This is a genomic window from Methylobacterium crusticola (assembly GCF_003574465.1).
Classification (GTDB): Bacteria; Pseudomonadota; Alphaproteobacteria; order Rhizobiales; family Beijerinckiaceae; genus Methylobacterium; species Methylobacterium crusticola.
In genome coordinates, this window is the sequence record NZ_QOWC01000049.1 from 1 (window position 1) to 20,803 (window position 20,803).

The 20,803-nt window shown below is 74.1% G+C and carries 18 protein-coding genes; 14 read left to right on the plus strand and 4 right to left on the minus strand.

Going from position 1 to position 20,803, the window contains the following annotated elements; all coding sequences use genetic code 11:
- The first annotated feature begins 169 nt into the window (after positions 1-169).
- From fabA to DT057_RS18230, 5 genes are all read left to right on the plus strand, one after another.
- On the plus strand, positions 170-733 hold the full coding sequence (gene fabA, locus DT057_RS18210; protein WP_128563524.1) for a 3-hydroxyacyl-[acyl-carrier-protein] dehydratase FabA: 564 nt from the start codon (positions 170-172) through the stop codon (positions 731-733).
- 133 nt (positions 734-866) lie between these two features.
- Positions 867-2,093 (plus strand): beta-ketoacyl-ACP synthase I, encoded by a 1,227-nt coding sequence (gene fabB, locus DT057_RS18215; RefSeq protein ID WP_128563525.1) that lies wholly within the window; start codon positions 867-869, stop codon positions 2,091-2,093.
- An 82-nt stretch (positions 2,094-2,175) separates the two neighbouring features.
- Positions 2,176-3,003, plus strand: a complete 828-nt coding sequence (gene fabI / locus DT057_RS18220; protein WP_128563526.1) for an enoyl-ACP reductase FabI — start codon at positions 2,176-2,178, stop codon at positions 3,001-3,003.
- Between the two features lie 76 nt (positions 3,004-3,079).
- On the plus strand, positions 3,080-4,774 hold the full coding sequence (gene ade, locus DT057_RS18225) for an adenine deaminase (RefSeq protein WP_128563527.1): 1,695 nt from the start codon (positions 3,080-3,082) through the stop codon (positions 4,772-4,774).
- Between the two features lie 181 nt (positions 4,775-4,955).
- Positions 4,956-5,861, plus strand: a complete 906-nt coding sequence (locus DT057_RS18230; RefSeq protein WP_128563528.1) for a TIGR01459 family HAD-type hydrolase — start codon at positions 4,956-4,958, stop codon at positions 5,859-5,861.
- 46 nt (positions 5,862-5,907) lie between these two features.
- On the opposite strand, the gene DT057_RS18235 is transcribed toward DT057_RS18230, so the two are convergent.
- Positions 5,908-6,399 carry a protein phosphatase CheZ gene (locus DT057_RS18235; RefSeq protein ID WP_128563529.1) on the minus strand — a complete coding sequence of 164 codons (492 nt, stop codon included), beginning with the start codon at positions 6,397-6,399 and terminating at the stop codon, positions 5,908-5,910.
- 235 nt (positions 6,400-6,634) lie between these two features.
- Entirely contained in the window at positions 6,635-7,018 is a 384-nt protein-coding gene (locus tag DT057_RS18240; protein WP_048427618.1) for a response regulator, read from the minus strand.
- A gap of 305 nt (positions 7,019-7,323) precedes the next feature.
- Between DT057_RS18240 and DT057_RS18245 the strand changes: the two genes are divergently transcribed.
- Positions 7,324-8,343, plus strand: a complete 1,020-nt coding sequence (locus DT057_RS18245; RefSeq protein WP_128563530.1) for a bifunctional riboflavin kinase/FAD synthetase — start codon at positions 7,324-7,326, stop codon at positions 8,341-8,343.
- Between the two features lie 43 nt (positions 8,344-8,386).
- On the opposite strand, the gene DT057_RS18250 is transcribed toward DT057_RS18245, so the two are convergent.
- A complete protein-coding gene (locus DT057_RS18250; RefSeq protein WP_128563531.1) occupies positions 8,387-8,680 on the minus strand; it encodes a hypothetical protein in 294 nt (97 codons plus the stop codon).
- Between the two features lie 340 nt (positions 8,681-9,020).
- Here DT057_RS18250 and ileS point away from each other — a divergent pair, with 340 nt between their 5' ends.
- From ileS to DT057_RS18275, 5 genes are all read left to right on the plus strand, one after another.
- Positions 9,021-11,996 carry an isoleucine--tRNA ligase gene (gene ileS, locus DT057_RS18255; protein ID WP_203236312.1) on the plus strand — a complete coding sequence of 992 codons (2,976 nt, stop codon included), beginning with the start codon at positions 9,021-9,023 and terminating at the stop codon, positions 11,994-11,996.
- A gap of 1 nt (position 11,997) precedes the next feature.
- Positions 11,998-12,495 (plus strand): signal peptidase II, encoded by a 498-nt coding sequence (gene lspA / locus DT057_RS18260; protein ID WP_128563533.1) that lies wholly within the window; start codon positions 11,998-12,000, stop codon positions 12,493-12,495.
- 131 nt (positions 12,496-12,626) lie between these two features.
- A complete protein-coding gene (locus tag DT057_RS18265; RefSeq protein WP_128563534.1) occupies positions 12,627-13,286 on the plus strand; it encodes a hypothetical protein in 660 nt (219 codons plus the stop codon).
- Between the two features lie 468 nt (positions 13,287-13,754).
- Positions 13,755-15,155: a M16 family metallopeptidase gene (locus DT057_RS18270; RefSeq protein ID WP_128563535.1), complete on the plus strand. Its 1,401-nt coding sequence runs from the start codon at positions 13,755-13,757 to the stop codon at positions 15,153-15,155.
- 108 nt (positions 15,156-15,263) lie between these two features.
- A complete protein-coding gene (locus tag DT057_RS18275; RefSeq protein ID WP_128563536.1) occupies positions 15,264-16,562 on the plus strand; it encodes a M16 family metallopeptidase in 1,299 nt (432 codons plus the stop codon).
- A 67-nt stretch (positions 16,563-16,629) separates the two neighbouring features.
- Here the strand turns inward: DT057_RS18275 and DT057_RS18280 are convergent, their stop codons facing one another.
- Positions 16,630-17,082: a cupin domain-containing protein gene (locus DT057_RS18280; RefSeq protein ID WP_128563537.1), complete on the minus strand. Its 453-nt coding sequence runs from the start codon at positions 17,080-17,082 to the stop codon at positions 16,630-16,632.
- Positions 17,083-17,220: 138 nt separating this feature from the next.
- Here DT057_RS18280 and DT057_RS18285 point away from each other — a divergent pair, with 138 nt between their 5' ends.
- The 3 genes from DT057_RS18285 to ureC all read left to right on the plus strand — a co-directional run bounded on the left by DT057_RS18285 (position 17,221) and on the right by ureC (position 20,688).
- Positions 17,221-18,075, plus strand: coding sequence for an urease accessory protein UreD (locus DT057_RS18285; protein ID WP_128563538.1), 855 nt, complete (start codon positions 17,221-17,223; stop codon positions 18,073-18,075).
- Positions 18,076-18,199: 124 nt separating this feature from the next.
- Entirely contained in the window at positions 18,200-18,820 is a 621-nt protein-coding gene (locus tag DT057_RS18290; protein WP_128563539.1) for an urease subunit gamma, read from the plus strand.
- 140 nt (positions 18,821-18,960) lie between these two features.
- The gene (gene ureC / locus DT057_RS18295) at positions 18,961-20,688 is read left to right on the plus strand and encodes an urease subunit alpha (protein ID WP_128563540.1); all 1,728 of its coding nucleotides are present in this window, start codon (positions 18,961-18,963) and stop codon (positions 20,686-20,688) included.
- Positions 20,689-20,803 lie beyond the last annotated feature (115 nt).

Genomic DNA, 20,803 nt, shown 5'->3' on the forward strand with positions numbered 1-20,803 from the left:
CGCGCGGGCGCCCCGGGTCGCGGCGTCCGCGCCGGCGCCGTCGATCCGGGCCAGCTTTGAACCCGCTGACGCCCTATGCTAACGAGGCGCCGGCCGGCGCCGGGCAGCCCGCGCGCCGGCGCCGGCGCAATCCCGCCACACCCGCCGCCACGAGGATCTCGCTCCCTCCATGTCCGCCGACCAGCCCACTGCGCCGCCCGCCGCCGAGGCCCCGGCCCGGCCCACCCGCTTCTCCTACGAGGAGCTGCTGGCCTGCGGCCGCGGCGAGTTGTTCGGGTCCGGCAACGCGCAGCTGCCGCTGCCGCCGATGCTGATGTTCGACCGCATCGTGTCGGTCGGCCGGGAGGGGGGCGCCCACGGCAAGGGGCACGTCCGGGCGGAGCTCGACGTGCGGCCCGACCTCTGGTTCTTTCCCTGCCACTTCCAGGGCGACCCGGTGATGCCGGGCTGCCTGGGCCTCGACGCGCTCTGGCAGCTGGTCGGCTTCTTCCTCGGCTGGCTGGGCTCGCCCGGGCGCGGCCGCGCCCTCGGGGTCGGGGAGGTCAAGTTCAGCGACCAGGTGCTGCCGAGCGTCCGCCGGGTCGTCTACGGCGTCGACCTGAAGCGCGTGCGCCAGGGCCGCCTCGTGCTCGGCATCGCGGATGGCTGGCTCGAGGCGGACGGCCGGCGCATCTACGAGGCGCAGGACCTGCGGGTCGGCCTGTTCCAGGCGGCCGCGCCCGCCGGCGGCTAGCGCCGCGGCGCCCGCCGCGATCGCGCGGAATCGGGAGCCTTCCCCCGGATGGGCGGTTGAGATTACGGCTCCGGGAGCCTAGGTGACACCCGCGTGGCGCCTCCGGGCGCCGCTCCGGAGGGTTCCGACGATCATGAGGCGTGTGGCGATCACCGGGATGGGCATCGTCTCGTCCATCGGCAATTCCACGCAGGAGGTGCTGGCGTCCCTGCGCGAGGCGCGCTCCGGCATCACCCGGGCCGAGGATTTCGCGGCCCACGGCTTCCGCAGCCAGGTCTACGGGGCCCCGACGCTCGACGCCGAGGCGGTGGTCGACCGCCGGGCCATGCGCTTCCACGGCGGCGGCACCGCCTGGAACCACGTCGCGATGGAGCAGGCGATCCGGGACGCCGGCCTCGAGGAGGCCGAGGTCTCGCACGAGCGCACCGGCATCATCATGGGATCGGGCGGTCCCTCGACGAAGGCCCTGGTTGAGGCCGCCGACGTCGCCCGGGCCAAGGGTCCCAAGCGCGTCGGGCCCTTCGCGGTGCCTAAGGCGATGTCCTCCACCGCGTCGGCGACGCTCGCCACCTGGTTCAAGATCCGGGGCGTGAACTACTCGATCTCCTCGGCCTGCGCGACCTCGAACCACTGCATCGGCAACGCCGCCGAGATCATCCAGGGCGGCCGCCAGGACATCATCTTCGCGGGCGGCTGCGAGGAGCTGGACTGGACGCTCTCGGTGCTGTTCGACGCCATGGGGGCGATGTCCTCGAAGTACAACGACATGCCCGCCCGGGCCTCGCGCGCCTACGACGTCGCCCGCGACGGCTTCGTGATCGCGGGGGGCGCCGGGGTGCTGGTGCTCGAGGAGCTCGAGCACGCCCGCGCCCGGGGCGCCCGCATCTACGGCGAGGTCGCGGGCTACGGCGCCACCTCGGACGGCCACGACATGGTGGCGCCCTCGGGCGAGGGCGCCGTGCGCTGCATGCGCCAGGCGATCGAGGGCCTGAAGGGCGCCCGGATCGACTACATCAACCCCCACGCCACCTCGACGCCGGTCGGCGACGACAAGGAGATCGAGGCGATCCGCGAGGTGTTCGGCACCGGCGCGGCCTGCCCGCCCATCGCCGCCACCAAGTCGCTGACCGGCCACTCCCTCGGCGCCACCGGCGTGCAGGAGGCGATCTACTCCCTGCTGATGATGCAGAACGGCTTCATCTGCGAGAGCGCCCACATCGAGGAGCTCGACCCCGCCTTCGCCGACATGCCGATCCTGCGCGAGCGCGTCGACGGGGCCAGGCTCGGCCACGTGCTGACCAATTCCTTCGGGTTCGGCGGCACCAACGCCACGCTGGTGCTCAAGCACGTCGACGCCTGATCCGGGCCGCGGTGGACAAGGGGGCGGCCGGGCGGGTAAGGCCGGGCCGCCGGCACCGCGCCGGGACGGGAGGACGGCTGGCGTGACAGGTTTGATGGCAGGCAGGCGCGGGCTCGTGATGGGCGTCGCGAACGACCACTCCATCGCCTGGGGCATCGCCCGGACGCTGGCCGCGCAGGGCGCGGCCCTGGCGTTCACCTACCAGGGCGAGGCGCTGGGGCGCCGGGTCGCGCCGCTCGCCGCCTCCCTGGGCTCGGACATCGTGCTGGCGTGCGACGTCGAGGACCTCGCCAGCGTGGACGCCGCCTTCGCGGCGCTCGACCGGGCCTGGCCCGAGGGTCTCGACTTCGTGGTCCACGCCATCGGCTTCTCCGACAAGGCGCAGCTCAAGGGCCGCTACGTCGACGTCACCACCCGGGAGAACTTCTCCCGCACCATGGTGATCTCCTGCTTCTCCTTCACGGAGGTCGCCCAGCGGGCGGCCCGGCGCATGCGGCCCGGAGGCGCGCTCCTGACGCTGACCTACGGCGGCGCCAGCCGGGTGATGCCGAACTACAACGTCATGGGCCTCGCCAAGGCGGCCCTCGAGGCCTCGGTGCGCTACCTCGCCGCCGACCTCGGGCCCGACGGCATCCGGGTCAACGCCCTCTCGGCCGGCCCGGTCCGGACCCTGGCGGGCGCCGGCATCGCCGACGCCCGGCTGATGTTCAACCACCAGAACGCCCACGCCCCCTTGCGCCGCACCGTGACGCTGGACGACGTCGGGGGCTCGGCGCTCTACCTGCTCTCGCCGCTCTCGGGCGGCGTCACCGGCGAGGTCCATTTCGTCGATTCGGGCTACAACATCATCTCGATGCCCCGTCCCGAGGTGCTGAAGGCCCAGGACGCCGCCGGGGTGACGGACGCCTGAGGCGCCGGCCGGTCTGGCGCGGACCCGGCCCCTCTGCGAAGCTGGCGCGCCGCCCGCCTCCCGGAGGGATCCCCCGATGTCAGACCCGCTCGCCCGCCGGATCGCGCAAGGGGCGGGGCGCGCGCCCGCCGACCTGGTGATCCGCGGCGCCCGCCTCCTCGACCTCGTCACCGGCGACCTCGCCGAGACCGACATCGCCGTCTGCGGCGACACGGTCGTGGGCACCTACGGGCGCTACGAGGGCGGGCGGGTGATCGAGGCGGGCGGGCGCATCGCGGTCCCGGGCTTCATCGACACCCACCTGCACATCGAATCCTCGCTCATCACCCCGCACGAGTTCGACCGCTGCGTGCTGCCGCGGGGCGTCACCACGGCGATCTGGGACCCGCACGAACTCGCCAACGTGCTCGGCACCGCCGCCTTCGACTACGCGCTCGCGGCGGCGGGCGAGACCGTGATGGACATCCGGGTCCAGCTCTCCTCCTGCGTGCCCGCGACGGATCTCGAGAGCGCGGGCGCCCGCATCGAGGCGGGGGACCTCGCGGCCTACCGCGACCATCCCCGGGCGCTCGGCCTCGCCGAGTTCATGAACGTCCCGGGCGTGCTCGCGGGCGACCCCGGATGCCTCGCCAAGCTCGACGCCTTCGCGGGCCGCCACGTCGACGGCCACGCGCCGCTCCTGTCGGGCCTGGCGCTCAACGCCTACGCGGCGGCGGGCATCCGCACCGACCACGAGGCCACCTCGGCGGCCGAGGCGCTGGAGAAGATCCGCAAGGGCATGACGGTGCTGATCCGCGAGGGATCGGTCTCGAAGGACCTGCACGCGCTGGCCCCCCTCCTGACCGTCGGGACCTCGCCGTTCCTCGCCTTCTGCACCGACGACCGCAACCCCCTCGACATTGCCGAGGAGGGACATCTCGACCATCTGATCCGGACCGCGATCGGCCTCGGCGTGCCGCCGCTCGCCGCCTACCGGGCCGCCTCCCTCAGCGCCGCCGCCGCCTTCGGGCTCACCGACCGGGGCCTGATCGCCCCGGGCCGGCGCGCCGACATCGTGCTCCTGGACGACCTCGCCGCCTGCGCGGTCGCGGGCGTGATCGCGGGCGGGCGACCGGTCGACGACGCGGTCTTCGCCGCGCGGCCGCGGATCCCGGCCCCGGGGCGGGACAGCGTCCGGGCCGCGCCCGTGACGCCGGACGATTTCCGGGTGGACGCTCCGGGCGCCCGCGAGACCTCCGTCATCGGCGTGGTGCCGGGGCGGATCATCACCGAGCACCGGCGCCTGACCCTGCCGGCGCGGGACGGCGCGGCCGCCTGCGATCCGGCCCGGGACGTCGTCAAGGTCGCGGTCGTGGCGCGCCACGGCACCCGGAGCATCGGGCGCGGCTTCGTGCAGGGCTTCGGCCTGCGGCGCGGCGCCATCGCCTCCTCGGTCGGCCACGACAGCCACAACCTCTGCGTGGTCGGGGCCGACGACGCCGACATGGCCTTCGCGGTCAACCGCCTGATCGCCCTCCAGGGCGGCTTCGTGGTGGCGCAGGGCGGCGCCGTCCTGGCCGAGCTGCCGCTGCCCATCGCCGGCCTGGTGAGCGACCTGCCCTTCGAGGCCGTGCGCGACGCGCTCCTTCCCCTGCGCGCGGCCGCCCGCGCCCTCGGCTGCACCCTGCCGGAGCCGTTCCTGCAGGTCGCCTTCCTGCCGCTGCCGGTGATTCCCCACCTGAAGATCACCGATCGCGGGCTCGTGGACGTGGACCGGATGGTGCTGCTCTGAGGGCGCGCCCGGGCCCGAGCCTCCAGTCCGAGGGCGGGTGGGCGCCCGGAGCTGACGCAACGTCCGCGCGCGCCCGCCGAGACTTCGTCGGCCCGGCGGCCCGGGCGATTGCGTTTCCCATCCCGGGCGACTAAGCCGGGGCGCCCTGCAATGCTGCAATGCAGCAAAATTGGTGCGACGAATGGCTGAACCGATTGTGGCGCACGAACCCGGCCCGGTCCCGGTCCTCGACGGGATCGGCGCGCTCGCCCCGCGCTTCGACCTGATCCTGTGCGACGTCTGGGGGGTGCTGCACGACGGGGTGCGCGCCCACCCGGCGGCGGGCGAGGCCCTGACCCGGTTCCGCGCGCTGCCCGGCGAGCGGCCGCGCCGCGTCGTGCTGGTCTCGAACGCCCCCCGTCCCGGGAGCGCCGTGCAGGTGCTGCTCGACGCCTTCGGCGTGCCGCGCTCGGCCTACGACGCCATCGTGACCTCGGGCGACCTCACCCGGACGCTGATGGCGGAGCGGGCCGACGCCCCGATGCACCACCTCGGCCCGGACCGGGACCTGCCGATCTTCGAGGGCCTGGATCTGCGCCGCGGTGGTCCGGACGACGCCGCCCACGTGGTCGTCACTGGCCTCCTCGACGACGAGACCGAGACCGCCGAGGATTACCGGGCGCGCCTGGAGCCCTGGCGGGCCCGCGGCGTCCCGATCATCTGCGCCAATCCCGACCTGGTGGTGGAGCGCGGCGCCAGGCTGATCCCGTGCGCGGGCGCCATCGCGAGCCTCTACGAGAGCATGGGCGGCACGGTGATCTACGCCGGCAAGCCCCACGTCCCGGTCTACGAGGCGGCGGTGGCGGCGGCCGCGGCGCTCGACGGGAGCGCCCCCCTTCCCCGGGACCGGGTGATGGCGGTGGGCGACGCGATCCGCACCGACATCGCCGGGGCCCGGGCCTACGGCATCGTCTCGGTGCTGGTGGCGCGGGGCATCCACGCGGCGGAGCTCGGCGTCGAGGCCGGCGCGAAGCTCGGCGACGTCGCCGGCTGGCTCGCGGCGCAGCCGGTCCATCCGGACGCCGTCGTGGACGTCCTGCGCTGGTGAGCGCCGCGCCGGCTGGCGCCGCGTCGGCAGGCGCCGCGCCGGTCGCTCAGGAGAACAGCGCGTCGATGGCGTCCTGGGGCGTCGCCGGCCCCTTGAGCTGCGGCCCGTTCAGCAGCAGCGTCTCGCGCCGCGCCTGGCGCCGCGCCTCCTCGGCGTCCACCTCGGCCTCGCCGTCGCGGACGTTGACGAGGGTCGAGAACTGCGAGAGGCGCTTCTCGAGCTGGCCGAGGGCATCCACCACCTTGGAGATGCGCTGGCCGGTGATGTCCTGGAAGGCGCAGGCCTCGAAGATGTCGTTGATCCGGGCCTCCACCTGCGCCCGGTACTCGTCGAGGGTCCGGGCCTCGATCACCATCATCGCCTCGGCCGCCTCCATGATGGAGTTCGTGGCGCTGGCGGTGGCCGTGACGACGCTGCCGAGCTCGTCGTGCGCCATGGGGATGCGGTCGCGCGTCAGCTCCTGGGCCCGCAGGGCCGCGATCCCGCGCTTGAGCTTGGTGATGTAGTCGGCGATCTCGATGAGTTCGCTCACCGCCATGGCGGGCCTCGCCGGCGACGGAGGTGGCTCGCCGCGGCGGGCATTGGGTGTGCGTGGCACGGGAGGCTGGCCTCCGATCAGTCGGACGAGGGATGAAACGAGGCCTTGCTTCGTCTGCCTGAGCACGTATCCGCTCCAGCGTGCCGACCCGGGCGATCACCGGGTGCCCTGCGGCCGGGGCCCGCCCCCTCGAACCCGAGGGGCCGCGGTCCCGGCGGTGCCCGCACCCGCCGGCTCAGGCGCCGCAGACGGCCTCGATCTTGGTCTTCAGCGTCTGGGCGTTGAAGGGCTTGACGATGTAGTTGTTCACGCCGGCCTTCTTGGCGGCGATCACGTTCTCGGTCTTCGACTCGGCCGTGACCATGATGAAGGGCGTGGTGCGCAGGGCGTCGTCGGCCCGCACGTGGCGCAGGAGCTCGTAGCCCGTCATCGGCTCCATGTTCCAGTCGGAGATCACGAGGCCGTACTTCTTCTGCTTGAGCTTGGCGAGCGCGCCCGTCCCGTCCGAGGCGTCGTCGACGTCCTCGAAGCCGAGCTGCTTCAGCAGGTTGCGGATGATGCGGACCATCGTCTGGTAGTCGTCCACGACGAGGATCGGCATGCCGAGGTCAAGGGCCATGGGTCCGGCTCCGTTCGCGGGCGCGACGCATCCCCGTCGCGACGAGCCCCGCTTCGATCATGAGGCGAAGCGCCGGGCGGCGCCTCCGACCCGGATATGTAATCGCTGCCCGTTGCGAAGCAGTTAAAGCGGCCGTCCGGCCCGGGTCCCCGCGCGACCTTAGGTCAAGGCGGCCGCGCCTGGACCGCGGCCCGCCTTGACCCTCCGGGCGGTTTTCGACAGGGTCGCGCCGCCTCCCGCGGGATGGGCCTCGCGGCCCCGACGCCGGGACGCGGACCACGCAGCGCCCAACCGGTCGGACCTTCATGCCGTCGAGCGACGAGACTGCCGCACGCCCCGTCGCCGCACCGATCCCGTCCTCCGTCGCGCCCCTGGTCGTCCACCGCGACGGCGAGCCGGTGCCCGCGCCCCTGCGCGGCGCGGTCGCGGCGCTGGGCAACTTCGACGGCATCCACCAGGGCCACCGGGCCCTGATCGCGACGGTCCGGGAGCTCGCCTCCGCGTCGGGTCGCCCGAGCGCGGTCCTCACCTTCGAGCCGCACCCGCGCGAGTTCTTCGCGCCCGGCCGCCCGATGTTCCGCCTCACCGGCGAGGCGGAGAAGCTCGCGGTGCTGCACCGGCTCGGGATCGGCGGGGTGTTCGTGCGCCGCTTCGATGCGGGGCTGGCCGGCACCGGGGCGGCGGCCTTCGTGGCCGGCCTGCTCAGGGCCGAGCTCGGCCTCTCCGGCGTGGTGATCGGGCACGATTTCCACTTCGGCCGCGGCCGGGAGGGCACGCCGGCGGTCCTGGAGGCGCTCTGCGCCGAGAACGGGCTCGCCTGCCGGGTCGTCCCGGCGGTGGCGGCGGGGGGCGGCGAGGCCCCGGTCTCCTCGAGTGCCATCCGGGCCGCCCTGGAGGCCGGGGACGTCGCGTCAGCCAACCACCTCCTCGGCTACCGCTGGTTCGTCGAGGGCGAGGTGCGCCACGGCGACAAGCGCGGCCGCGTGCTCGGCTTCCCGACCGCCAACCTGAGCCTGAGCTCCTGCGGCCTCGCCCACGGCATCTACGCGGTGCGCGCCCGGCTCGCCGACGGGCAGGTGCGCGACGGCGTGGCGAGCTACGGCCGGCGCCCGACCTTCGACGACGGCGCCCCCCTCCTCGAGACCTACCTGTTCGATTTCGCCGGCGACCTCTACGGGCAGCGGATGCAGGTGGAGTTCGCCGGCTGGATCCGCGGCGAGGTCCGCTTCGAGAGCGCCGAGGCCCTGGTGGCCCGCATGCACGAGGACGCCGCCGCGGCGCGGCGCCTGCTGGCGCAGGACCGCACGCCCTCGATGCTGGGCTGACGCCGCGGAGCCGGCCCCGCACGGCCGGGGCCTGCGGCCCGGCCTAGTCCGGGACCAGCTCGCGGGCCGGCCCGGTGACGTCGCGGCGGTTCCGGTCCGCCCGGGCGGGGCCCTCGGGCCCGCGTGCCCGGCCTCCCCGCGCCCGGGCGCCGTCGGCCTCCGGGATCAGCACCGGGTCGGCGGGCGTGACGGTGCCGGTCGCGTCGACGTCGCCGGACATCGCGCTCGGTGCCGGCGGGCGGTCGCGGGCGCCGGCCGGGCCGGCCAGCAGGATCGCGAGCGGCAGCGCGGCGAGCGCGAGGCGGGGCGAGGGCGTCCTCGTCGGAAGCGGGCTCATGGCGGTCCCTCAAGGATCGTGCGGGGCGCGCGGCGCCGCGACAGACCAATCCGGTCCGGCCCGTCCGCGTTCCCGGGCGGGGGGCGGCTCCGGCCGCGGATGCGATCGCGGCGCTTCCCCCGCCCCGCCGCCACTGCTAGAAGCGCCGGATGACCGTATCGCACCCGCGCGGCGCCTCGACCCGGCGAATTACGAGCCCGGCTTCCGCCTGAGGGCCGCGACGGCGGCCGCGCGGAGGCCGGGATGTCCGCCGATCGCCGCGGGCCCGATCGCCGCGATCCCTCCGGTGCCCCGGGCCGCCCCTCGCCGCCGGCGCCCGCCAGACGAGCCCTTGACGACCATGACCGAACCTCAGCCCGCCGCCGGGCGCGACTACTCCGAGACCCTGTTCCTGCCCCGCACCGACTTCCCGATGCGGGCCGGCCTGCCCCAGCGCGAGCCCGAGATCCTGGCGCGCTGGGCGCGCATCGACCTCTACGGCCGCATCCGGGCCGCCGCGGCGGGCCGGCGCAAGTTCGTGCTGCACGACGGCCCGCCCTACGCCAACGGCCACATCCACATCGGCACGGCGCTGAACAAGATCCTCAAGGACATCGTGGTGCGCACCCAGGGCGCCCTCGGCGCCGACGCGAACTACGTGCCGGGCTGGGACTGCCACGGCCTGCCGATCGAGTGGAAGATCGAGGAGCAGTACCGGGCCAAGGGCCGCAACAAGGACGAGGTGCCCGTGGTCGAGTTCCGGCGCGAGTGCCGGTCCTTCGCGGAGCACTGGCTCGGGGTGCAGCGGGAGGAGTTCAAGCGCCTCGGGGTCACGGGCGACTGGGACCACCCCTACTCCACGATGGCGTTCCCGGCCGAGGCGCAGATCGCCCGCGAGCTGATGACCTTCGCGATGACGGGCCAGCTCTACCGCGGCTCGAAGCCCGTGATGTGGTCGGTGGTGGAGAAGACCGCCCTCGCCGAGGCCGAGGTCGAGTACGAGGACCACGTCAGCGACACCATCTGGGCCGCCTTCCCGGTCGTCGCCGCCCCGGGCGCGCCCGACCTCGCCGGCGCCCGCGTCGTCATCTGGACCACCACGCCCTGGACCATCCCGGCCAACCGCGCCGTCGCCTACTCGCGCAAGGTATCTTACGGACTCTACCGTGTCGTTGCTGCTCCTCAAGAGAACTGGTCTCAACCTGGTGTTCGTTACGTTGTTGCTGACCAACTGGCGGGCGACGTGTTCAAGGCCGCCCGCGTCGAGGCGTACGAGCGGGTGGCGGAGGTTCCGGCCGAGGCGCTCGCGGGCCTGACGCTCGCCCATCCCCTGGCGGCCTGGAACCCGGGCTACGGCCACGCGGTGCCGATGCTCGAGGGCGACCACGTCACGGACGAGGCCGGCACCGGCTTCGTCCACACCGCCCCCGGCCACGGCCGCGAGGATTTCGAGCTCTGGATGGCGAGCGGCCGCGCCCTGCGCGAGCGCGGCATCGAGACCGCCATCGCGTACGCGGTCGACGCCGACGGCGCCCTCACGGAGGCGGCGCCGGGCCTCACCGGGCGCCGCGTGCTCACCGACAAGGGCGAGAAGGGCGACGCCAACAAGGCGGTGATCGCGGCCCTCACGCAGGCCGGCACGCTGGTCGCCCGCGGCACCCTCCGGCACAGCTACCCGCATTCCTGGCGCTCGAAGAAGCCCGTCATCTTCCGCAACACGCCGCAATGGTTCATCGCCCTCGACGCGCCGGTGGCGGCGCTCGGGGACGAGACCCTGCGGGCCGTCGCGCTGCGGGAGATCGCCCGGACCGAGTGGGTGCCGCCGCAGGGCCGCAACCGCATCACCGGCATGATCGCCAACCGGCCGGACTGGGTGGTGTCGCGCCAGCGCGCCTGGGGCGTGCCGATCACGGTGTTCGTGCATCGCTCGACCGGCGAGATCCTGCGCGACGAGGCCGTGAACGCCCGCATCATCGAGGCCTTCGCGGCCGAGGGCGCCGACGCCTGGTTCGCGGATGCCGACGGATCCCGGTTCCTCGCGCCCTCGCACGACCCGGCCGACTACGAGAAGGTCGCGGACGTCCTCGATGTCTGGTTCGACTCGGGCTCGACCCACGCCTTCACGCTCGAGGATCCCGTCCACTTCCCGGGCCTCTCCGGCATCCGGCGCCGGCGCGACGGGGGCGAGGACGCGGTGATGTACCTCGAGGGCTCCGACCAGCACCGGGGCTGGTTCCACTCCTCGCTGCTCGAATCCTGCGGCACCCGCGACCGCGCGCCCTTCGACGTGGTGCTGACCCACGGCTTCGTCCTCGACCCCCGGGGCGAGAAGATGTCGAAGTCGAAGGGCAACGTCGTCGCGCCCCAGGACGTGATCAAGGGCTCGGGCGCCGACATCCTGCGCCTGTGGGTGGCGGCCTCGGACTACACCGACGACCTGCGCATCGGCCCGGAGATCATCAAGACGTTCTCGGAGACCTACCGCAAGCTGCGCAACTCCCTGCGCTGGATGCTGGGCACGCTCGCCCACCACCGGCCGGACGACCGGGTGGCGGCCGCGGACATGCCGGAGCTCGAGCGCTTCATCCTGCACCGCCTCGCCGAGCTCGACGCCGAGATCCGCGACGCCTACCGGACCTTCGACACCAAGCGCGCGGTGGCGCTCCTCAACGGCTTCATGACCGGCGACCTGTCGTCGTTCTACTTCGACGTGCGCAAGGACGCGCTCTACTGCGACCCCCTGTCGTCGCCCGTGCGCCGCGCCAGCCTGAGCGTGGTCGACGAGACCTTCCGGCGGGTGACGGTCTGGCTCGCGCCCGTCCTCGCCTTCACGGCCGAGGAGGCCTGGCTGTCGCGCACCCCGTCGGAGGACGGCACAATCCACACCGAGACCCTGCCGGAGACGCCGGCGGCCTGGCGCGACGAGGCGCTGGCGCGGCGCTGGGCCAAGATCCGCCGGGTGCGCCGGGTGGTGACGGGCGCCCTCGAGATCGAGCGGGCCGCCAAGCGCATCGGGGCGAGCCTGGAGGCGGCCCCGCGGGTCTTCGTCGCCGATCCGGACTTGCGCGCCAGCCTCGAGGGCATCGACTTCGCGGAGGTCTGCATCACCTCCGACATCGCCGTCGAGACCGGCGAGGGCCCGGCGGACGCGTTCCGGCTCGACGAGGTCCGGGGCGTGGCCGTGGTGCCGGCGCTGGCGCGGGGCCGCAAGTGCGCCCGCTCGTGGAAGGTCAGCGAGAGCGTCGGCGCCGATCCGGACTACCCGGACGTGACGCCGCGCGACGCGCTTGCCCTGCGCGAGTGGGACGCCCGGCACGCCGCCCGGGCGGCGGAGTAGGATGCGCCCGCTCCCCGTCGGCCTCCTCGTCGCCCTGGCGACGCTGGTCCTCGACCAGGCGAGCAAGCTCGGCCTCCTGTTCCTCGCCGACCTGCCGGTGCGCCAGCCGGTCGTGCTGGCGCCCTTCGCCCAGCTCGTCGTGGTGTGGAACCACGGCGTCTCCTACGGGCTGTTCCAGCAGGACGGCGCCCTCGGACGCTGGGCGCTGGTGGGGATCTCCCTCGCGGCGTCGGTGGCGCTCGCGGCCTGGATGGCGCGGGCCGGGTCGCGCCTCCTCGCGGCCTCCCTCGGCCTCATCGTCGGGGGCGCCCTCGGCAACGCCGTCGACCGGGCCGCCTACGGGGCGGTGTTCGACTTCGTCCACCTGCATGCCGGCGCCTGGTCCTGGTACGTGTTCAACGTGGCCGATGCGGGCATCGTCTTCGGCGTCGCCGGCCTCCTGTACGACGGCCTCGTCCTCGAGCGGCGCCGGCCGGCGGATGCCGGCGGGCGCGCCTGAGCCGTCGCCTGTGTGTCGCGGCCGTCACAGGCGCGGCCGTCGTTGCGCCCGCCGCCCGCTGCGCCTTACGTTCGCCCGAAACCGCCCCCACGCCGGACGGGACGACGGGGCGGACCAGCGCAGGGGCCAGCATGATAGACCATCGCACGTTTCTCGCGGCCCTGACGGCCGCCGGGCTGACCGCCGCCGGCGCGGCGAGCGCCCAGGAGGGCGTCGCCATGAAGAACGCGCTCTCGTCCATCGGCCTCATCGAGCCGGAGCGCCCGATGATCACCTACCGGGAGCGGGCGCCGCTGGTGCTGCCGCCGAAGCTCGACAAGACCGCCCTGCCCCCGCCGGTGCCGCGCAACGCCGTGCGCGAGGCCAACCCGCAATGGCCGACGGACCCCGAGACGGCGGCGCGCGAGCGGCGGGCCGCCGACGCCCGCAAGCCGATCACCCGCGGCGAGCAGGGCCGCATGAACGACAACAACACCACCCTGTCGGTCTACGAGATGCGCGCCGGCCGCCGCGAGGGCGCGGGCGTGCCGACCGAGCCGACCTACAAGCCCGGCGACAACGTCAAGGAATCGTTCTGGGTCAACCCGCTCCAGCTCTTCCAGGGCCGCCGGGACGACGAGGCGAGCGCCTCGGACATCGAGCCCACCCGCGACACCCTGACGGATCCGCCGACGGGCTACCGCAAGCCCCCGAACGGCAAGCTCGCCCGCACCGACAGCGGCCCGAAGGGCATGCCGATCAACGACAAGGACGAGGCGGATCCGCGCACCTACCTGCGCTCCCGCCAGTAGGCGGCCCCGCCCCGCGCTCCCCGCGGGCCCCGCGCCGAGGCCCGTCCCCGCCCGACCGCGGGGGCGGGCCTCGGCGTTCGTGCCAGACGCATTTTAGTGCCGGGCGCCCCGTCCGGGCGGGGCGGATCCCCGTGCCCGCCTGCCTGCCGCAGCGCTCCGGTCCCGGTGCCCGCGCCGCCGCCAAGGTGCGACGCCCCGAAGCTCGGCTTGACCAGATCAGCGTCAAGCTGTGGCGTGGCGCCGGGCCGGGCCTCGATTGGTGGAGATCGGGGCCGGTCTGCGCTGGGTGCATTTCTGCGCAGTCCTCGGCTCCCACCTGCCACAAAATGCTCTAGAACACGGTGTCCAAGGGCCCACGACGCCGGTGGCGGGCTTGAGCGATTCGCGTGGGCCGCTCAAACCCTTAAACGAAGCCGGTCCACGATCAGCACGGGCGGTACGCGTGACCGCCCGGTAAGGTAGATCAGGATGCACGAATTCAGGAAGCGCACCGTCCCCGGCCCGATCCGATCCCCGGGCGCCACCCTGCGCGGCGACGCGGCGCCCTTCGGGCGGGCCGAGGCGGGAGGACCGGAGGTGGCTTCCTTCGTGCTCGACAACGGCCTCGACGTGGTCGTGGTCCCTGATCACCGCGCCCCCGTCGTCACCCACATGGTCTGGTACCGCAACGGCTCGGCGGACGATCCGCTCGGCCAGTCGGGCATCGCGCACTTCCTCGAGCACCTGATGTTCAAGGGCACGGAGCGCCACCCGGTCGGCGCCTTCTCCAAGGCGGTGTCGAGCCTCGGCGGGCAGGAGAACGCCTTCACGTCCTTCGACTACACGGCCTACTTCCAGCGCGTCGCCCGCGACAACCTGGAGACGATGATGCGCTTCGAGGCCGACCGGATGACCGGCCTCATCCTCGACGACGCCGTGGTGGCCCCGGAGCGCGACGTGGTGCTGGAGGAGCGCCGCATGCGGGTCGAGACCGACCCCTCGGCGCAGCTCTCCGAGGCGATGGCGGCCTCGCTCTTCGTCCACCACCCCTACGGCATCCCGATCATCGGCTGGATGCACGAGATCGAGGAGCTGAACCGGGTCCACGCCCTCGACTACTACCGGCGCTTCTACACCCCGGAGAACGCCATCCTGGTGGTGGCCGGCGACGTCACCGCCGACGAGGTCCGGCGCCTGGCCGAGGGCACCTACGGCGCGGTGACGCCCCGGGGCGCCCGGCCGCTGCGCCTGCGCCCCCGGGAGCCCGAGCCGCGGGCGGCCCGCCGCCTCAGCGTCGCCGACCCCAAGGTCGAGCAGCCGACGCTCCAGCGCCTCTACCTGACGCCCTCCTGCATGACCGCCAAGGGCGGCGAGGGCCACGCCCTCGAGCTCCTGGCCGAGGTGCTGGGCGGCGGGCCGACCTCCTACCTCTACCGTACGCTGGTCATGGAGCAGGGCATCGCCGTCAACGCCGGCGCCTGGTACATGGGCTCGGCCATGGACGACACCCGGTTCTCGGTCTACGCGGTGCCGTCCGAGGGCGTCAGCCTGGAGAAGCTGGAGGAGGCCCTCGACCGGGCGCTCGCCCGCGCCCCGGCCGAGGCCCTGTCCGCCGACGCCATCGAGCGGGCCAAGACCCGGCTCGTCGCCGAGACGATCTACTCCTCCGACAGCCAGTCGTCCCTCGCCCGCATCTACGGCTCGGCGCTCGCCATCGGCGAGAGCATCGAGGAGGTGCGCCGCTGGCCGACGGAGATCGAGGCGGTGCAGGCGGCCCGGCTCGCCGCGGTGGCGGAGCGCTACCTGATCCCGGCCCGCTCGGTGACCGGCTACCTCGTCAAGGCGCGCGAGGCCGACGCCCCGGCGACGCTCGTCGCGGCGGCCGCCTGAGCCTGCCCCTTGCGAGCCTCGTCCCCGGGAGGCTCGTCCCGCCACGCCTCGTCCGGGCGGCCCGATCGCACGCGGCCACCCGCCACGCACAGAGACCAAGAGGTCCCCATGACCCTGGCAGACGCCGCCTCCCGCACTGCCGCCGTCAGCTCCCCCTCCTCCCCGACCCAGGCCCACGCCGTGCTGTCGGCCCGCGGCATCGAGGCCTGGCACGTCGAATCGCCCATCGTCCCGCTGATCGCCCTCGCGTTCACCTTCGAGGGCGGCGCCGCCCAGGATCCCGAGGGCAAGGCCGGCGTCGCCCAGATGCTGTCGCGGCTCCTCGACGAGGGCGCGGGCGACTACGATTCCGACACGTTCCAGGAGCGCCTCGCGGCCCGCGCCATCGAGCTCAACTTCCACGCCGGGCCCGACGCGGTCGGCGGCTCGCTCAAGATGCTGGTCAAGCACGCCGACGAGGCGGTCGAGCTCCTGGCGCTGGCGCTCGCCCGGCCGCGCTTCGACGAGGCCGCCATCGAGCGCGTGCGGGCCCAGATGCTCGCCGGCCTGCGCTACCAGCAGAACGACCCCGGCGTGATGGCCTCGCGCCGCTTCTTCGCCGAGGCCTATCCGGGCCACCCCTACGGCCGCGCCTCCTCGGGCACGATCGAGAGCGTGTCGGCGATCACCCGCGACGACCTCGTCGCCATGCACGCGCGCCTCATCGGCCGCGGCCGGGTCAAGGTCGCGGCGGTGGGCGCCATCGGCACCGACGCCCTGGCGCGCGCCCTCGACGCGGCCTTCGGCGCCCTGCCGGAGGGCGGCCCCCTCGCGGCCGTGCCGCGGGTCGCCATCGCGGGCCTCGGCCGGCGCATCGTGGTCGACCTCGACGTGCCGCAATCGGTGATCCGCTTCGGCACCGACGGGGTGGCGTGGCGCGACCCCGACTTCATCCCGGCCTACGTGCTGAACCACATCCTGGGCGGCGGCGCCTTCACGTCGCGCCTGTTCCAGGAGGTGCGCGAGAAGCGCGGCCTCGCCTACTCGGTGGGCACCTCGCTCGTCAGCCACCGCGCCGCCGCGATGACCTGGGGCTACACCGCGACGAAGAACGAGCGCGTCGCCGAGTGCCTGGCGGTGATCGCCGAGGAGATCGCCCGCCTGACCGGCGACGGCCCCTCGGACGAGGAGCTCCAGAAGGCCAAGGACTACCTCACGGGGTCCTACGCGCTCGGCTTCGACACCTCGACCAAGATCGCCCACCAGCTCGTGCAGGTCGCCTTCGAGGGCCTCGGCATCGACTATATCGGCCGGCGCAACGGCCTGATCACCGCCGTGACCCAGGACGACATCCGCCGCGCCGCCGCCCGCACCCTCGGGGACGGACGGCTGCTGGTGGTGGCGGCGGGGCGGCCGACGGAGATCTGAGCCGGCGCCGTCACGCCATCACGTCGGCGTCACGCCATCACGGTGGCGTCACGCCATCACGGTGGCGTCACGCCATCACGTCGGCGTCGGGCGGGCGCAGCGGGTCGAGGTCGGGCCGCAGCACCACGCTCTCCTGCTCGTTCGGGTCGGTGCGGGCGATCACCGCCGTGCAGGTCTCGGTGCGGCTCGCGTTGTAGGGCAGGTGCGGCACCCCGGCCGGGATGTAGACGAAGTCGCCGGAGCGGCTCCAGAGGTGCTGCTCCAGCCGCGCGCCGTACCACATGCCGGCGACGCCGGTGAGGACGTGCAGGGCGGTCTCGTGGGCCTCGTGCAGGTGGGCGCGGGCGCGGGCGCCCGGGGGGAGCGTCACGAGCTGCATGTGGAGCCCCCGCGCGCCGACCGACTCCGCCGAGACGGCGGGCGCGTAGGTCAGCGCCTGCTTGCCGACGAAATCCGGCCCGGGCCGCACGACCCGGCAGGTGGCCGCCTCCGGACCCGCTCCTTCGAATGCCTCGCTCATCGTGCGGCGCCTCCCTCGCGTCTCGGCCCCATCCTAGCGCGGTCCGCCGCCGCCGGGCAGCCGGGGACTTGCGCGGGACCGTGCGGCTACGCTCTAAGCGCCGGGACGGCGCGCCGCCGTCGCCCGCGCGCCCCGCCGATGTCCCTGCCCGCCGATCCCGATCCCGCCTGGAAGCGGCGCCAGCGCTCGCGCGGGCACGTCGCCCTGGCGGTCGTCCGGACGTCCAGCGGCGCCACCCGGGTGAGCGACCTCGCCGAGTCCGGCCCCTTGCGCCTGCGCCTGCCGCGGCCGGAGCCCGGCCCCCTCGAGGCGGTGCTGCTCAACAGCGCCGGCGGCATCGCCTGCGGCGACGCGTTCGAGGTCGAGGCCGCCCTCGGGCCCGCGACCGACGTCGTGCTGACCACCACGGCGGCGGAGAAGATCTACCGCTCCGACGGGCCGACGACCGCGCTCCGCGTCGCCCTCGCGCTCGACGCGCGGGCCGCCCTGGCCTGGCTGCCGCAGGAGACCATCCTGTACGACGGCGCCCGCCTCGTCCGCCGCCTCGAGGCCGACCTCGCGGCGGACGCGCGCCTGACCCTGTTCGAGGCCCTGGTCTTCGGCCGCGCCGCCCGGGGCGAGACGGTGCGGTCGGGGATGCTCCACGACCATTGGCGCGTCCGGCGCGGGGGCCGCCTCGTCTACGCCGATTCGCTGCGCCTCGAGGGACCGGTGGCCGACCGGCTGGCCCGGCCCGCGATCGCGGGGGGCGCCCGGGCGCTCGCGACCCTGCTGCACGTCGCCCCCGACGCCGAGGCGCGCCTCGAGGAGGCCCGGGCGCTCCTCGCGGCATCCGGCTGCGAGGCCCTCGGCGTCGAGGCCGGCGCCAGCGCCTGGAACGGCCTGATGGCGCTGCGCCTGCTCGCGCCCGAGATCGGCGCCCTGCGGACGGTCGCGGCCCGGATCGTCGCGGGGTTCCGCGGGCGCCCGATGCCGCGGGTGTGGCAGACGTGAGCGGGCGCGGCGCCCCAGCCGGCGCGGGCCGGCGCGGCGGCCGGGGCCGGCCGGCGGCTCGGTTCTTGCCTCCCGGCCGAGCCTTGTGGAGGATGGAGGCACCCCTGACCCAGAGGATCCGCCCGTGCTGCTGACACCCCGCGAGAAGGACAAGCTCCTCGTCGCCATGGCGGCCCTGGTGGCCCGCAACCGGCTGGCCCGGGGCGTGCGGCTCAACCACCCGGAGGCGGTGGCGCTGATCACCGACTTCGTGGTCGAGGGCGCCCGCGACGGCCGCACCGTGGCCGAACTGATGCGGGCGGGCGCCCAGGTGCTCGACGCCTCCCAGGTGATGGAGGGCGTGCCCGAGATGATCCACGACATCCAGGTCGAGGCGACCTTCCCGGACGGCACCAAGCTCGTCACGGTCCACCACCCGATCCGCGGCGAGCCCGCCGCGGAGGTGCCGGGCGCAGTGACGACGCCGGAGGGCGAGATCGTCTTCAACGAGGGCGCGCCGCGCACGCTGATCGAGGTCGCCAACACGGGCGACCGGCCGATCCAGGTCGGCTCGCACTACCACTTCTTCGAGACGAACCCGGCGCTGCGCTTCGACCGCGACCGGGCCCGCGGCCAGCGCCTCGACATCGCGCCGGGCACGGCGGTGCGGTTCGAGCCGGGCTCGACCCGCGAGGTGGCCCTGGTGCCGATGGGCGGCGGACGGGCGGTCTACGGCTTCCGGGGCGACGTGATGGGGACGCTCTGAGGCGGGCCGGGCGGATCCGGCCCCCGGGCCGGATCCCTCGAGCCGCCGGTTCTCCATCCTGTCCGCCCGGACGCCGTGTCCGCGGGCCGGGCCGCCGCCCGCCCCTCCTCCGTCCCCCGCCAGACCGGAACGCGCTCCCCATGTCCAACACCCCAAAGCCCGCGAGCCTGCCGCGCGCCGCCTACGCGGCCATGTTCGGGCCCACCACGGGCGACCGCATCCGGCTCGCCGACACGAGCCTCGTCGTCGAGGTCGAGCACGACCACACCCGCTACGGCGAGGAGGTGAAGTTCGGCGGCGGCAAGGTGATCCGCGACGGCATGGGCCAGAGCCAGCTCGCCAACGCGGCCGGCGCCGTCGACACGGTGATCACCAACGCGGTCGTCCTCGACCACTGGGGCATCGTGAAGTGCGACGTCGGCCTCAAGGGCGGGCGCATCGCGGCGCTCGGCAAGGCCGGCAACCCGGACATCCAGGACGGCGTCACGGTCGTGGTCGGGCCCGGCACCGAGGTGATCGCGGGCGAGGGCAAGATCCTGACCGCGGGCGGCTTCGACAGCCACATCCACTTCATCTGCCCCCAGCAGATCGAGGAGGCGCTCAATTCCGGGGTCACCACCATGCTGGGCGGCGGCACCGGGCCGGCGCACGGCACCTTCGCCACCACCTGCACGCCCGGCCCCTGGCACATCGCCCGGATGATCGAGGCGGCGGACGCCTTCCCGATGAACCTCGCCTTCGCGGGCAAGGGCAACGCCTCGCGGCCGGAGAGCCTCGAGGAGATGATCCGGGCCGGCGCCTGCGCGCTGAAGCTGCACGAGGACTGGGGCACCACCCCGGCGGCGATCGATTGCTGCCTCTCGGTCGCCGACGCCCACGACGTGCAGGTCATGATCCACACCGACACGCTGAACGAGTCGGGCTTCGTCGAGGACACCATCGCGGCCTTCCGGGGCCGGACCATCCACGCCTTCCACACCGAGGGCGCGGGCGGCGGTCACGCGCCCGACATCATCAAGGTGGCGGGCCTGCCCAACGTGCTGCCCTCCTCCACCAACCCGACCCGGCCCTTCACCCGCAACACCATCGACGAGCATCTCGACATGCTGATGGTGTGCCACCACCTCGACCCGTCGATCCCCGAGGACCTCGCCTTCGCGGAGAGCCGCATCCGCAAGGAGACGATCGCCGCAGAGGACATCCTGCACGACCTCGGCGCGCTCTCGATGATGTCGTCGGACAGCCAGGCCATGGGGCGCGTCGGCGAGGTGGTGATCCGCACCTGGCAGACCGCCGACAAGATGAAGCGCCAGCGCGGCGCCCTGCCGGGGGACGCCTCGGGCCACGACAACGCGCGGGCCAAGCGCTACGTCGCCAAGTACACCATCAACCCGGCCATCGCGCACGGCGTGTCGCGCCACATCGGCTCGGTCGAGCCCGGCAAGCTCGCCGACCTGGTGCTGTGGTCCCCGGCCTTCTTCGGCGTGAAGCCGGACCTCGTGATCAAGGGCGGCACCATCGCGGCCGCCCCCATGGGCGACCCCAACGCCTCGATCCCGACGCCGCAGCCCGTGCATTACCGCCCGATGTTCGGCGCCTTCGGCCGCGCCCCGGCCTCGACCGCCCTCACCTTCGTGTCGAAGGCCGCCATGGAGGCGGGCCTGCGCGAGCGGCTCGGCGTGGCAAAGCCGATGGTGGCGGTGGAGAACGTCCGCGGCGGCATCTCGAAGAAGAGCATGATCCACAACGACGCCACGCCGGTGATCGAGGTCGACCCCGAGACCTACGACGTGCGCGCCGACGGCGAGCTCCTCGTCTGCGAGCCCGCCGACGTGCTGCCGATGGCGCAGCGCTACTTCCTGTTCTGAGCCCGCGCCGTCCCGCGGGCGATTCCTCCCTTCCGCGCCGCCGCCCACCCGGAGAATCCGTTGCCCGACGAGAGCCCCCCGGAACCCCGCTCCCCCGCCCGCGGCGCGCCCTCGC